A 15,769-nucleotide genomic window follows, 5' to 3' on the forward strand; every position below is an offset into this window, starting at 1 on the left:
AAAAGATGAAAAATTTTACGGTTAAAGACCTGGTTACACAGGTTACTATTTCAGTCATTTACGTCACGCTCGTTTTGGCTTTTTATTTTATGAGTTTTGAAGCAATACAGTTTAGAATTGCTGAAATACTACTCGTTCTTGTATTTTTTAACAAAAAACATACCATTGGTCTAGTCTTTGGTACGTTTATTGCTAATTATATTGGAGCATTTGGTATTGTTGATGCATTTTACGGTGCGGCTGCAACACTTATAGTTTGTATATTGCTTTTCTCCTTTAAAAAATACTGGATCGTATCATTATTGATATTCCCAGCACTTATTAATGGACTCATTATTTCATTAGAAATTTCCATAATTTACCAAATTTTTAATGAATATTGGATTAATTTCTTATGGATATTTCTAGGAGAATTTATCGTTCTTGCAGTACTCGGTATACCTTTCAAATTAACAATTGATAGATTACCTCATGTTAAGGAAATTTTTATAGCATAACCTTAAGTATTTTTTCAAGAACAGAGGATCTTGTAATCAAGGAAAAATCTGTAACAAGCTCATACCCTTCAATCATTTGGTCAACATAACCTAAGTAAGGTTTTATATGCCAAACCATATGCGTGAAAACATGTTTGATAGGTTTGAGTTCATCCGTGATACTGACTGTTACCCCTTCATTTTCCAATGTATTTTGTGCATAATGAATACTACCGGTTTCAATTTGTACAAATTCATAAAACCCATGTAACAATGCATCATCTCTCTTACGAAGTAGATAACCGTCTTTATATTTTAAGATAAGTACGGTATATACTACTTCTTTTTTTTCTTTAAGTTTTGACATAACCGGGTAATTTAGTTGTGTACCTGATTGATAACTTAAACACATATTCGAAAGTGGACATTCATTACATTTTGGATTTTGTGGTTTACAAACCGTTGCACCAAGCTCCATTACACTTTGAGTATATTTATAAGGGTTACCTGAATTTTTTATAAGCTTTTTGTTAATTTCATTTAACTTTTTTTTATTTTTCTCAATTCTAAAATCATCACTATATTGATAAACCCTTGATAATACTCGAATCACATTACCATCGGTTGCAGGATATGGCTTATCAAATGCTATAGACATAATTGCTCCTGCAGTATAAGCACCAATTCCTGGTATTTTAAGCAGCTTTTCATAATCAGACGGTAAATTACCTTGATAAGTATCAACGACGTATTTAGCACCTTCTAGGAGCATTCTAAAACGTTTATAGTATCCAATGCCTTGAACAACTTTTAACACCTCATCTAAGTCTTTAGATGCTAAAACAAAACAATTAGGAAATGTTTTTAAGAATTTCTCATAGTAAGGTAGCATTGTATCTACTTGTGTTTGTTGTAACATGATTTCAGAAACCCAAATTTGATAAGGGTTTTTTGTTTTTCTAAATGGTAGATCTCTATGGTATGTATCATACCAGTTAAAAAGTTGTAAATATTCCATAATCTTACCTCGTAATGTCTATTTTACCAAATAAATATTTAAGATGTTAAAATGAGTACAATTAAATGGAGGCAATTATGAAAGACTTAATTATAAATAGACGTTCAATACGTAAATATACAAACTATAAAATATCTAAAGAGGAACTCACTAAAATCATTGATGAATCACTCAAGGCACCATCAAGCAATAACTTACAACCACTTAAACTACTAGTGATTGATTCAGATGAAGCAAAACGTACACTTAAAACAATCATGCCAATGAATCAACTTCAACTTGAAACATCATCACAATTGGTCTTGATATTTGGTGATACATTAAAATATGAGCGTGCTGAGGAATTATTCAAACTTGCTCATGAGGCAGGAAAAATGCCTCTAGAACTTATTGAAAGACATCTTACAAAGTTTAGAACTCAACAAATCGACCCAACTGATGCTAAACATATCGCATCTCTTCATTTAGATGCCGGATTGTTTGCAATGAACTTTATGACATTAGCTCGATATTATGGTTATGATACATGTGCTATCGGTGGTTTTAATAAAGACTTAGCAAATGAGGCATTCAAAATCGATTCAAGATATGTTCCTATCCTCCTCATATCCATTGGCAAAAAAGATGATGAGGGTTATGATTCATACCGCTTACCAGCATCAATTGTCGCAGATTTCATATAATTTATTTATGCGTGAAGGTTTTATTACTTTTACGCTTTTTATTTGAAGCAAAAAGAAAAGTATTTCGAAACTGAAATGATAAACTATAATTAATCAATTCTTATGGAGGAATTTTATATGTTTGATAATCTTGCCATAGACTCATGGCAAAAAGGTGTTTTATATTTAATAACGATCGCAGTTCTTATTTTTCTTCATTTACTTTCACGAATGAAAGTTAAATTTTCATTTAGAGTATTAATTGCATTGGGATTAGGGCTTGGTACAGGACTTTTATTAGGGGATGTTTCAACAACCATCAGACCAATTGGTCAATTATATGTCCGATTGATTTCTGCAGTCGTCATACCACTTGTTTTTGTATCCATTATTAGAAGTTTTACTAAATTGGGTAATTCTAGTAAAGTTAGAAGTATATCATTAAAGTCATTGTTTTGGTTATTATCCACTACAGCAATAGCAACTGTTTTAGGATTATTCTTTGCAGTGATATTTAATATTGGTTCTGGTATGGATGTTTCTGATATCGTCTATTCACCAAGAGAGATTGTTCCAATTGAACAAGTTCTACTTAATTTATTCCCAAATAATATTATTACACATATGTCAAGCAATCAAATGATACCAATTATTATATTTGCTATTTTAATTGCGATAGCAATAAATACTGTTGCTAAAAAGAAACCTGAGGAAGTTAAACCATTTAATGATTTCATAGAAAGCACATCAACTATTATGATTTCTTTAACTAAAATGGTCATCAAGTTTACACCTTATGGTGTCTTTGCATTAATGGCAAACGCAGCAGGTAGAAATAATGTAGAAACCTTAAAAACATTATTGGTCTACATATTATTAATGTATGGTGTGATGGTAATTCATTTTGTTGTTGTGCAATTAGGTTTAATTACTTTTGTTGGAAAACTCAATCCTATTCAATTTGTTAAAAATGTATTTCCTGCACAAGTTGTTGCATTTACTTCTCAAAGTAGTTATGGAACGTTACCTGTTACAGTTAAATCATTAACAGACCGTGTTGGTGTTTCTGAACGTATTGCTAGCTTTGTAGCACCTCTTGGTGCAAATGTAGGTATGAATGCTTGTGGTGGAATATTTCCTGCAATGGTTGCAGTTTTTACAGCAAACGCCTTTGGTATTCAACTTCAGTTCATTGATTTCTTAATGATTGTTTTAACAACTACGATTGCATCAATTGGTATAGCAGGTGTTCCTGGTATCGCAACAATTGCTGCTACTGTTGTACTTGCAACTGTAGGACTTCCAATTGAAGGGATTGCACTTATTGCTGGTGTTGATGCGTTAATTGATATGGGAAGAACGATGATCAATGTCACAGGAACTATGGTTTCAGCTACATTAACTGCTAAACAAGAAGGCGAATTAGATTTAGAAATCTTTAATAAAGATAAATCCAATATCGAGGTTGTTCAAGAGTTATAATTTTATCAATTACATAAAAATGAAAAGAACGATGACGTCAAAATAGATGTCATCGTTCTTCTTTTTCAATGTATACCTTTTTACATATCGTATGAACTAATGATTTGAGATGGTGTTTTTCTAAGTAATAGTGTCATTGGAAGCATGCCAATTATTAAATATGACCCAAATACAAATATTGAACCGAGTAAAATTATAAACGCATCAACTCTAAAATCAAATAGAACTTGTAAATCAGAACTAGCAATTGATGCAAGTATCGTACTCATAAATGCAAATCCTAGGAATGAAGATATTAAGGTTAATAAACCAATTTCAACAGCAAAAGATCCATAAATTTCGATTTTCCTTACACCTAAAGCACGGTATACAGATATTTCATATATTCTTGAAATCATCGATGATCTCATAACAAAATAGAATGCTAATAACGCACCACCCACAAGGAATAAGCTAGATAATAAATTGGCTGCTAATCCTTGTTGAATACGTATATCATTTTGAATGATTGCATCACTGGATGACATTTTAACATCATAACCAAGATTTACTAGGTTTTGATAAAATTCTGATGTGTTTTCTCCATAAACAACGTGTTTTGAACCTGAATTTATAATTAATTCAAATAATTCGTTTCTAGAAATATCCTCATTTATAGGATCCCCTCCCCTAAAACGATAGACATCCAAATGATCGACAAAATACATAGCTTTATAAAGTCTGTCGACAATACCAACGATTTTGTATTGTACATAGGTACTGTCTTTCGGATTTCTAATGCTTATGACTTCACCTAAGAGTTCACTTAATGACCAAATTCCTACTTCAGTAAAATTCGTATCACTTGTTGTACCTTGAGCATATATGCCTGATGTAATGACGATTTCATCATTTGATGTAGGCATGCGTCCATGTATAATTTCATCAGATTCAATAATATCTAAATAATCATACATGATATTCGTGGAACTTATTAATTTATAGTTATCATTAGGTAACACAATATTAATTTCACTAAAATAATACTGATTAAAATTAACTAATAATGTATTTCCAGACGCACTATTATAGTCTGAAATCATTTCAGATAGTGTTTTTTCACTATCATAATCTCTTGTTACTTCAATATAGTTTTCATCCTTAGATATCAGTTCTCTATAATCCATTCTTAAAATCGTATATAAGTTAACAATAGAAAAGGCCATGAGCATACCAGAGAAAGCAAATATAGCCATCATAAGTTTTCCTTTTCGCCCAAAGTTAAACACTTTTCTTAATGCAATCCAAAAACTATTCTTAAAAGATATGGTGAGTCTTTTTTGCTTATGTAATTCACTGTGATCTAATAGATTCTCATCAAAAGTTGTCTCAAGCATTTCAGCTCTAGTTTTCTTTTTATATTTTTCATTTTTGATACGTATATGAGAATCTTCATTGACGAGTTTAATCTTATCAACAGAACTCTTGATATCAATATAAATCGTCTTATTTTTAATAATTAATTTAACTTCTGAAAGGTCAATGTTTTCATCATCTGTATAAACTTTAAAATCCAATACATCATTCTTAAGTGATGTCTTTTCTTCTAAGTCTTTAAGATATATAACATTTTCATTAGAAAAATTGTGTTCTTGATCAAATCCATTGACATAATCATCAATAATCATTCCATCTTTTAATTCTATAATTCTATCTGCATAGAATTTAGCAATATCTTTTTCGTGTGTAACAAGAATAACTAGCTTATTCAAAGATATTGACTTAATAATATTCATGATTTCTAACGTGTTTTTACTATCAAGGTTACCTGTTGGTTCATCTGCTATAATTACCTTAGGATTTTTGACTAATGCTCTTGCGATTGCAACTCTTTGTTGTTGTCCACCAGAAAGTTGAGAGGCTCTCTTCTTTCTAAAACGGTACATTCCTACTTGATTTAGGATATAATTAACTCTCTTTTCTATTTCAACTTTATCATGGATACCCATCATCTTTAAAACAAATGCTACATTATCAAATACACTTATACTGGACATAAGATAATAGTTTTGGAACACATAACCAACGTCTTCAGTTCTTATTTTGTCCCAAAGATTAGCTTGATAACGATTGATCTCCTTATCAAAGAAAATAATAGAACCTTTGTCAACTTTATCCAGACCACCTATAACGTTTAATAAGGTTGTTTTACCAGAACCCGATGGACCTAATAATACAACTAGACCTTTTTGAGGGAAATCAAGTGAAATATCGTTAAGTACATGTATTTTATTTCGTTTATTTTTATTAAAGTGTTTATCTAAATGCCTAACCGTAATCATAGACCTTCCTCCTTACTTTCAGTAATATTTTCAATTACTGATAGTTTAAATGTCTTTTTATTGAATCTTCTAGCTAGCCATGTTGATAGATAAGTGAATGTAATTAATAAAATGATATAATCTGTAAAAGTCATTTGTTGCATGATGAAATTTGTTGAGAAATCATAGTATCTGATGACTGTAATAATCACCATAGAAATGATAAAGGATAGGAACATGAGATAGAGTTGTTCGAGTATCACTAACATACCTAATTTCGATTCATTTGCACCTATGGATCTAAATATTGCAAAGTCTTTCTTTCTGGATGACATGACATTTTTCATGACTGAAAATAATATAAAGTAGAAGAATATTCCAAAGAAATAAACTAATACGTAATAAAATAGTGAAATGATTAAGTTTAGAGGTGCGAATAATTGTGATACTGCATCTCTATTTAACCTAGGGTAAATCACTCGATATACACTCTTATCAATTTGATTAAAGAGTCTTTCAGCTGCTATAGAATTACTCGATATTACGCTCATTGCATACCCATAACTATTCGTTTCTAATAATGCATCAGAAAAGTAAATCGTTCCACTTAGATTATCATTATAAAATCCTTTAACATTAAATGATATTTCTTCATAAATCGTTTTAATGACATCTACAGTAATATAATCAATTTCGAAATTTGTAAATATTTGTTCCAACTCTTCTACATAAACATAATTCGTATATGTATAATAATTTACATAGTTACCTTCACTATCATAAATTGTCAGTTCTGCTTCATATTGCATATTATAATCAAAACCAGGCCATGTATATCGATCAGGTAGAGACTCGCTTGCTGGTTCAAATGTTGCTATATGAAACTCAGTGATGCGCTGTCTGCTTGTCATTTTTATTTGATCATTGATTTCAATATCATTAAATGAATTGGATACGATAATATCGTGATCATCTAAATTATTGATAGAACCACCAATTAAAAACTGTGGTGCGCTTTGAATCGTCTTAATTGAATCAAATTTAGATGAATAGTTATAAATATATCGTCCTTCAACATTTAAATAGTTCATATCTGAGACATAACTATTGTCCATAAATGTAACATTTTTATATACATATAGTGCATCACTAAATTGATTTAAATGATTATAGTCTGATGCATCCATGATAGAACCATCTTTTCTTAAAACCATCATTCTATTATCAGAAATACGGTCTGTAGAAAAATTAAAATAACTATTATAATTACCACCAAAACCCATTTCAAAGGTTTCATTTCTTGCAGATGACATCAAATTTGAGTAGATCAATGAAAAGGTGGTAATAATCATAATTTGAAGTAACATAAAGAAGAAAAATCTTTTTGGCATACTTAGTATATTTCTTAATGCAAAACGCATCAATGTACGGAATTGCATTGAATTGACTGTTACTTCTGGTTTTTGTTCAATTAATGTGTTAGGTTTAAATGTTTTATCTTCAACGACTTCACCATCATGCATTTTGATTTTTCTAGTTGCAATATCTTGAACTTGGTCGTAATCATGTGTAACTAGTATAACCAGTTTATCCTTGGATATTTCATGCAGTAAATTAATGACTTGTTTACCAGATTCTGAATCTAGATTACCTGTTGGTTCATCAGCAACAATAATTGGACAGTCTTTTGCAAGTGCTCTTGCAATAACACATCGTTGTTTTTGACCTCCAGATAATTTTGCAGCACGGTGATTTTTATGACTAGTTAATCCAACTTTATCAATTAATTCTAAAGCTCTTGCTTTTCTTAATTGACTTGGATAGTTTTGAATCTCAAGTGCGAGCATTACATTTTGATATACCGTATATGAATCAATAATGTTATAACTTTGGAAAATAAACCCGATGTATTTCGCACGGTATTTTTCCCAATCTTTAATCAAGAAGTGAGAGGTTTCCTCATCTTGAATATATAACTCACCATCTTCATATGAATCAAGTCCGGAAATAACGTTTAAAAGCGTAGATTTACCACTACCAGATTCACCTACTACGGCTACAAATTCACCTAAATTAAATTCAAGAGAGACTTTTTGCATCCCAACGGATACACCTTCTCCCGACTTATAAAATTTACTAACATTTTCTAATTTTATGACTGACATGCATTTTCCCCTTTGATCAAGTCCTTCAGTTGTTTTGGTTCATCGATAATAAAATTTGGTTTTTCTCTCTTTAATTCATCAAGACTTCTAAATCCCCATGTGACTGCAACTACTTTGACATGCGCATTTTTTGCTGTTTTTAAATCCACTTCTGTATCCCCAATATATAATGTTTCATGAATAGATGAATCTAAATCTTGAATCGCTTTTAATAATGGATATGGATCTGGTTTTTTAGGTTGATTAACTTGATCGCCTATGACAACATCAAAATATCCTTTAAAATATTTATCAACTACCATATCTAATGCTTCTTGATGTTTATTTGAAACAATTCCTAATCGATATTTACCCTTTAGTTCATTCAATAAATCCATAATACCTTCATAAGGTTGAGATTCAATTTGGTTATGACTTTCCATATAAGGAATATATATTTTTAAAAGATCTTCAGTGTGTATTGGACTCGTCTTTTTTGCTTGATTAAGTAAATAACTAGCTCCATAACCTAAAAATGATTTTGCTTCAACACTTGTTATATTAGGCAGTTTGAATTGATTTAATGTGTAATTGACAGCATTCGTTAAATCTTGGATGGTATCTAAAATAGTTCCGTCTAAATCAAATATAATTGTTCTTATCAATGGTTGCTCCTTTATAGACTTTTCTTATATTATAACATTTATGAATAAATCCTTATGAATAGTTATAATAAAAAATCCCTCATATGAGATGAAGGATTCTTAATTGTCATACAGTTCTCTTTTTACATGAATCTCTAACAACAATGGATGTATCGATAATCATAGGTTCAAGTTGTCTTACGTTCTGATCAAGCATATGGAATAAAGCATCAGCAGCCATGACTCCAATCTTTTCATAATCTTGACGTACAGTTGTGAGTTGAGGCGTACATATTTGACAAATATCTAGATCATCAAATCCAATAACTGAAACATCGTTAGGTACATGATATCCATGATTATGAAGATAAGAAATTGCCCCCATGGCCATTAAGTCTGAAACTGTACAAACAGCATCAGGTAGACCATAATTTTCAAACAATAATTTCATGGTTTGATAACCTTCATGGAAGGTATAGGATTCGTTTGAATGATCTTTTAAGTAAATAGGTTCTAAACCCTTTTCTTGCATAAAATGTAAATAACCCTTGAGACGTTCTTGACCTACAAAATTCGAATAACTACCATTTATAAATGCAATCTTTCTGTGTCCAAGTTCATATAAATAACGTGTGGACTTAATGATGGAGTGATAAGAGTCTGAATAAATTGAATTATCTGTTGAATCTCTTGGATCCAATGTAATAACTGCAAGTTTAGAATCTACTAATTTTCTAACAGAGTCATACGATTCATCAGTGGACATAACTAAAACTCCATCTACATTTTTAGACTGACAGTGTTTTAAATAGTCAAATTTACTTTCCGTATTGTTTGATAAGAATAAAATATCGTAACCTTTAGACTGAACATATCTTCTAAATGCTTCTAAAACAGCGGCGAAAAACAGGTTTTTTAAACCGTGTTCTACTTCATAAACCACACCTAAAGTATTGGCTTTTTTTAATACCAAACTTTGAGCTGCTGCATTAGGTGTATACCCTAATTTATCAGCAACATCTTTTACTTTTTGTCGTGTTTTTTCACTTATTTCTTGATATCCATTTAATGATTTAGATACCGTTGAAACAGAGACGCCAGCAGCTTTTGCTATTTCGCCTATTGTTACCATATTATCATTCCTTTTTAATTATTATAGGTTAGTCCAAATCCATATGGAAATTGATAATCATTTGGATTATATCCATTGTCCATATATGTATGATGTGCTTGTTCAAGAGTTTTTGGCCATGTATAAGGTAATTTACCTTTAAAATCATGTTCTCCTAATAATACATCTGTGATACCTAATCCCTCTGTTCCTGGTAAGAACAGCATCACAAACGCATCAAAATCACTTATATAATCATTTACTAACAATGGTTTTGATGCAATTAACATTGCTAAAACTGGTTTTTCAATATCCTTTATTTGGTTTAAATACGTTAAGTTACTCGTATATGCTGTATCACTTATAAGTGATAAAGCTAAAGAATCTCCCATCATTTCAGCATGTGGTTTTTCTGCTAATACAACAATCACAACATCTGCTTTATCTAAATCATCTATGGATGTGTAAACAGTTCCATCCATTACTTCTTCTAAAGCATCTTTAATGGTATGACCAGGTATTGTAAGTTGGTCACTTCCCTGCCAAGTGATTGTCCAACCACCTGATTGTATTCCAATGTTATCACTTCCAGGTCCTAGTAATAACACACTTTGAGATTTATTTAATGGTAATACTTGGTTCTCATTTTTAAGTAAGACCATAGATTCACGAACAGCTTGTCTAGCTATGGATAAAGCATGTTCATTTCTAAGATCCGATGCAATACGTTCTTTTTCTTCAAATAGACCAATTTCATATTTAACTCTTAGAATTCTTGAAACTGCATCATCCATTCTTTCCATCGAAATGAGATTAGAATTTACAGCCCCAATAATCACATTGATCACTGACTCAAAGTTATGTGGTTGCATCAGCATATCCACACCCGCATTAATTGATTTTATCACTTTTTGATTAAATGTAGTAGCATTTATATCATCAATACCGTTATAATCGCCCATTACAAAGCCTTTAAAGCCAAATTCATCCTTTAAAACGTCTGTAACAAGTTCTTTATTTTCATGCATACGAACTCCATTTAAACTACTATAAGAAACCATTATTGTTTTAACACCAGCATCTATAGCTGCTTGATAAAGTGGATAGTGAATTTCTTCTAATTCCTCTTGTGTAATAATTGAGTTACCACGATCTAATTTACCATCTAAACCTGTTCCAAAAATTGTATAACTATCTCCAACAAAGTGTTTTGCTGAACCTGCTACATTATAAGATTGAATTCCTTCAATATAAGGACCTACTAAATTTGCAGCTACCTGAGGATTTTCACCTAGTGTTTCATATGTTCTTCCCCATCTTTTATCTTTAATTACACCGATGGATGGCGCAAAATTATATGTAAGACCTGTTTGACTCACCTCATATGCGATCACTTCACCAATATCTTTCATAAGCTCAGCATTATTAGCTGCTGCTAGACCGATATTATGAGGAAATACTGTCGCGCCTTGCAAATTCGCATGACCGTGAACAGCATCAACACCATAAATGATTGGAATTTTAGATGAGCTTTGTAAGGATGCATTTAACATTGATTGATACATTTGGTACCAACTACTTACATTGTTTTGTGGAGGTACATTTCCACCGCCATTTAAAACAGAACCTAAGTTTAAGTCTCTAACCATCGCAGGTGTGACACCTGTTTGACCATTATTATTGGATCTTTCTCCTTGAACCATTTGTCCAGCTTTTTCTTCAACTGTTAAACGTTCAAGCCACCACTCGATTTTTTCATCAATGGATAGTGAAGCATCTGGATAGTCATCCTCAACAATAGGTGGTTCTTCATGGTTTTCTACACAAGCAACCAACGTGAAAAGTATGATCACTGTAAGTGTTAGTATGATTTTTTTAAGCATTATTTTCCCCTTATTTAACAATTATCCTAATGTGACAATTATCTTTTTAAACTTCTCATTTCTAATATCTTCTGCAAGTTCATTTGAAACTTTATCATCTTCAACAACAAACTTAGCTTTTGAACCGATAAGTTCATATTTTAATACTTTTTGATTAAACGTATCTTGATTCTTAGGGTTTAAGATAATAATCTCAGTTTTTCCTAAGAATTTAATCGATACTTGACCATCTTTAAATAACCAAGCCTTCAGTTTCGGTGAAACTTTAAAGTTTAATGTGTTATTTTCATATGTAAATGGATGTTTTCCAATAAACATGAGATAAAGTAAAGTAATTGCTTCAGATGTTGTTCCAGTTAATCTTGCTACAAAGCCTCTACCATGATTCTTAGGGTTTGGATTATTATTTGTTGCAATAAAACTTACGTTTTCTAAAGTACTTCTTCCATAAACAAGTGGATCCATAAAAGGAATCATACCTGTTTTAATTGCCTCATAATATTGATCATATAATCCACTCTTGAATAAACCAATTAAGTATTTATAACTCATATGAACAAATGATGCTTCACGTTCTAACCATCCTGGAGTGAAAGCACGTGCACGGCCTATAGAAAGTGTTTCTGTCTCAAGTGATGCAGATGTTTTATATAAACCTAGTTTTTCATCATAGATTCCACTTTGATCAATGAGTTTGCTCATTTTTAATGCTTCTTCTTTAGTTGCTAAGCTCTTCATAAAGTGGGCAGGTGCTTCTAAATACGCTGGAAGTGGTCGAACTTTAAAGGATTTCACATCGACAGCATCTAATTTGAGATGAGGATGTTTTAACCCGTTTTTATGGTAATCCAAAGCTTCAAATGTCAAGTATGTAGGTATGAGTCCATGACCTAATTTCTTAGCTTCTTCTAACCCTTTTTCAACAAATTCAATCATTTGTTGAATTGGTTTTTTTAAACTATCTAAATCTACATGAACGCTCGCTTTATCCATTACGAAACGTGTTTTCTCATCAAATGATTCTCTAGCATCTTGTATCTTATGAAATCCATGTGGCATACTATCGATGATGTTTTCCATAAATACGTAGATATCTTTTGGAATATCAATTGTCTCTTCACCGAAATTCTTTATCCATGTATGAAGATAATTAAGGAGTTTGTAAAGATTAATCGTTTCTGTTAATCCTGAACCAAAGATTGCAGGTAAGCCATTCATGGCATCATTCCAACCTGGTTTTTCACTGTCCATCATAATCCCCATACCCATAGGATCTAGACTACTAAACTTGATTAAAGACAGATGAAAGAATTTAGTAAATAGATTGACTCTAACAACTGAATCATCAGAATCTTTATGGAAATTTGTAGATTGTTTTAATCCAAGTTTCTTAATCTTTTCATCATCTTGATACATTGCACCTAATTGACGCACCTCACCTTGATGATTGATGACATACTTATATCTTCTTGGAAATACACTCATGTGAGATTGATAGAATCTAACAGTTTCTTCAAATAACATGGATTTTAATTTATCTGGATAAATATTTAAATATAAATCTAATAAATCCAAATTATATATCCAGTGGTCAGACCAATATCCAGTTCCAAAACTACTTTCAGTGGTTTGTTCACTTTGTTGTAAAATTTGATTTAATTCTGATAATGCTTGTTCTTTATTATTTGAACGTTTTAAGGCATGCTTAAAGATTTCACCCGGAGTAAATCCTCTTTCAAGTGTCTTTATAAAGGATGTATCACTTATTTTTAACTTATTCACAAGTAAATTTCTAGATTTATCATCTAAATGGAATCGACTACCTTGAATGGTTAATGGATTATGTCCATCAAGTTGAATAAGTTCAATAAATTGTTTTAGGTTAAATAAACCCGCCTCTTTAACAAAATAAATATCATTTCTTCTATTTTGATTAACGTCTCTATAACTTCCATTACCATGTGAAAAGAACGATGGTTCTACATAGAAATTATTATATTCACGTTCCATATCACCGTGAATACGTGAGAATGTATGATACACATGGTATCCGTTTTTAGATTTAAATAAATATGGATATCCACCACGCAAGAGATTATCTAAGAATGCTTGTTTCATATAAGCATCGAAGATTGGATGACTTGTTTTAACTTCAAGTGGTTGTGTTAAAGTCTCAATGACTTCTTGTGCTTTTAATTCATTTTGTTTAAAGTATTCGAAAGTAAATGATTGAGATACTTCATTTAAACCATCTAAATTCTCATAGCTACCGAGTAATGTATAAAATGTGTAATATTGATTTTTCTTGAGTTCTACCTTATTCGTGCTAAATGCTGATAGAAGTTGGTTTACTGAAACTTGTTCTTCTTTTATAAAGTCCTCATAACTTGATGCATTAAATCCATCAGGCAAAATAAGGTCAGTACGTTGTCTAAATACGAGTGTTGGATCATAAATAGGTTTAAGTCTTTGACTGAATTCATCCACTGTAACATAGAAATTACCTTGTTCAACAGTCCCTACTTCTTCTGAATCTTCAGTTGTGGATCTGTTTTTCATAAATGGCATCTTATGTTCAGTATTAAATACATCAAACCAAGCAACAGCTAAATTAGCCATATTTTTTTGTACAAATAAACTTGTTCCATATGGCCAAATAGTTGCTAAACCATCTAGAATTTCAAGTTGAATATCTTTTTTAGCTTTAAATGTTACTTTTCTAACGAGACCAGGAAAATTTTCTTCTGTTAAATTAAAATATTTAACTGATGTTTCTAATAATTTATGTTGATCCGTAATCGATACATGGTTCATTCCGATTTTAAGCGTTCTTGAACTATCCTCTAGTCCAAAAGGTTCATATGCTTTACCATTTATCTTTACAAACGTTCTAAATCCTTTTAATGGCGTTTGTTGATAACTTAAATTTGCTGGTGTAAAATCAAGTAATGCATGATCTTTATTTTCAATACCAAAAGAGGATATTAATTGTCCTCTATTGACATAATATGTCCACATAGGTACACCGGTTTTACCTGCAATTCCAGGTAAAAAGGATGCGAAAGGTTTATTTTTATGATAATTTTCAAAAATAAACTCTTTGGTTTTTATTTGATAGTTTTTCATGATTGTGGTATATTCCTTTTCAAGTTCTGAATGGTTGGTGACTGATAAATTCTTACATAATCAACTTCCATTTTTGCATAATTAAGGTCAGGGTCCATCCCTTGTGCAGCACCCCAATTTCCGCCGATTGCGATATTAAGTAATAGGTGAAATTTACGGTCAAAAGGCCAATGTCTGTTTTTAGGTTCACTCACAAATCTAAATGGATCAAAAGTAAAGTATGGTTCACCATCAATAGAGAAAATCATTTGATCAGGAAACCACTCCACACTATATACATGAAACTCTGTTGAAGCAGTTGGAATAACTTTTTGTCCAGATTTTTGAGTACCTTTTACATGGTTATAAGCTTCTGTATGGATACTTGCATGTATCTTGTTTTGATCATATCCAACGTGTTCCATGATGTCAATTTCCCCACTATTTGGCCAATCACCATAACTCCAATTAGTTGGCAACATCCAAATTGCTGGCCAAGTACCTTTACCCGTAGGTAGTTTAGCACTTACTTCTATTCTTCCCCATTTGAAATCACCTTTATTTCTTGTGACCATACGCGCAGAGGTCCAACTATGTGTTTTATTCTCAGTGGATGGATAGTCTTCTTTTCTCGCTTCTATGGTTAAAATGCCATTAGAAACGGACGCATTTTGGGTGCTTGTATAAAATTGTAACTCATTATTACCCCAACCGTGTCCACCTACATCATAGTTCCATTTGGTAGAATCAGGTAAACCTTCATAATCAAATTCATCACTCCATACGAGTTCATAATCATCGATTGCTTCAGGGTCATATTCATAACCATATATTTTACTGTATGTTTTAGGTGGCTCTTCAACAATGGGTTCTTCTTCAGGTTTACATGCTATAAGTGTTGAAACTAAAACGATTAGCGTTAAAAACATCATTAATTTTTTCAT

At 31.4% G+C, this 15,769-nt stretch carries 11 protein-coding genes; 3 read left to right on the forward strand and 8 right to left on the reverse strand.

Going from position 1 to position 15,769, the window contains the following annotated elements; all coding sequences use genetic code 11:
- The first annotated feature begins 5 nt into the window (after positions 1–5).
- The gene (locus B5X49_RS00995; RefSeq protein ID WP_045749346.1) at positions 6–497 is read left to right on the forward strand and encodes a QueT transporter family protein; all 492 of its coding nucleotides are present in this window, start codon (positions 6–8) and stop codon (positions 495–497) included.
- Here B5X49_RS00995 and mutY read toward each other — a convergent pair.
- On the reverse strand, positions 487–1,494 hold the full coding sequence (gene mutY / locus B5X49_RS01000) for an A/G-specific adenine glycosylase (RefSeq protein WP_045749347.1): 1,008 nt from the start codon (positions 1,492–1,494) through the stop codon (positions 487–489). The two genes, B5X49_RS00995 and mutY, sit on opposite strands and share 11 nt — an antisense overlap.
- A 77-nt stretch (positions 1,495–1,571) precedes the next feature.
- Between mutY and B5X49_RS01005 the strand changes: the two genes are divergently transcribed.
- Together B5X49_RS01005 and B5X49_RS01010 are read left to right on the forward strand one after the other, a co-directional pair.
- Positions 1,572–2,177, forward strand: coding sequence for a nitroreductase family protein (locus B5X49_RS01005; protein ID WP_052670011.1), 606 nt, complete (start codon positions 1,572–1,574; stop codon positions 2,175–2,177).
- Between the two features lie 117 nt (positions 2,178–2,294).
- Positions 2,295–3,638, forward strand: coding sequence for a dicarboxylate/amino acid:cation symporter (locus B5X49_RS01010; protein WP_045749349.1), 1,344 nt, complete (start codon positions 2,295–2,297; stop codon positions 3,636–3,638).
- Between the two features lie 80 nt (positions 3,639–3,718).
- On the opposite strand, the gene B5X49_RS01015 is transcribed toward B5X49_RS01010, so the two are convergent.
- The 7 genes from B5X49_RS01015 to B5X49_RS01045 all read right to left on the reverse strand — a co-directional run bounded on the left by B5X49_RS01015 (position 3,719) and on the right by B5X49_RS01045 (position 15,769).
- Positions 3,719–5,959 carry an ABC transporter ATP-binding protein/permease gene (locus B5X49_RS01015; RefSeq protein WP_052670013.1) on the reverse strand — a complete coding sequence of 747 codons (2,241 nt, stop codon included), beginning with the start codon at positions 5,957–5,959 and terminating at the stop codon, positions 3,719–3,721.
- Positions 5,956–8,103 carry an ABC transporter ATP-binding protein/permease gene (locus B5X49_RS01020; RefSeq protein WP_052670016.1) on the reverse strand — a complete coding sequence of 716 codons (2,148 nt, stop codon included), beginning with the start codon at positions 8,101–8,103 and terminating at the stop codon, positions 5,956–5,958. The genes B5X49_RS01015 and B5X49_RS01020 overlap by 4 nt, the downstream gene beginning before the upstream one ends.
- Positions 8,091–8,747 (reverse strand): HAD family hydrolase, encoded by a 657-nt coding sequence (locus B5X49_RS01025; RefSeq protein WP_045749350.1) that lies wholly within the window; start codon positions 8,745–8,747, stop codon positions 8,091–8,093. Before B5X49_RS01025 ends, B5X49_RS01020 begins: the two co-directional genes overlap by 13 nt.
- A 106-nt stretch (positions 8,748–8,853) precedes the next feature.
- Positions 8,854–9,858 (reverse strand): LacI family DNA-binding transcriptional regulator, encoded by a 1,005-nt coding sequence (locus B5X49_RS01030; protein WP_052670018.1) that lies wholly within the window; start codon positions 9,856–9,858, stop codon positions 8,854–8,856.
- A gap of 14 nt (positions 9,859–9,872) precedes the next feature.
- Positions 9,873–11,720, reverse strand: a complete 1,848-nt coding sequence (locus B5X49_RS01035; protein WP_045749351.1) for a glycoside hydrolase family 3 protein — start codon at positions 11,718–11,720, stop codon at positions 9,873–9,875.
- Between the two features lie 21 nt (positions 11,721–11,741).
- Positions 11,742–14,846, reverse strand: a complete 3,105-nt coding sequence (locus B5X49_RS01040; protein WP_045749352.1) for a hypothetical protein — start codon at positions 14,844–14,846, stop codon at positions 11,742–11,744.
- Entirely contained in the window at positions 14,843–15,769 is a 927-nt protein-coding gene (locus B5X49_RS01045) for a glycoside hydrolase family 16 protein (RefSeq protein WP_045749353.1), read from the reverse strand. Before B5X49_RS01045 ends, B5X49_RS01040 begins: the two co-directional genes overlap by 4 nt.

Origin of the sequence: Acholeplasma oculi (assembly GCF_900166985.1) — a bacterium.
Taxonomy (GTDB): Bacteria; Bacillota_I; Bacilli_A; order Acholeplasmatales; family Acholeplasmataceae; genus Acholeplasma; species Acholeplasma oculi.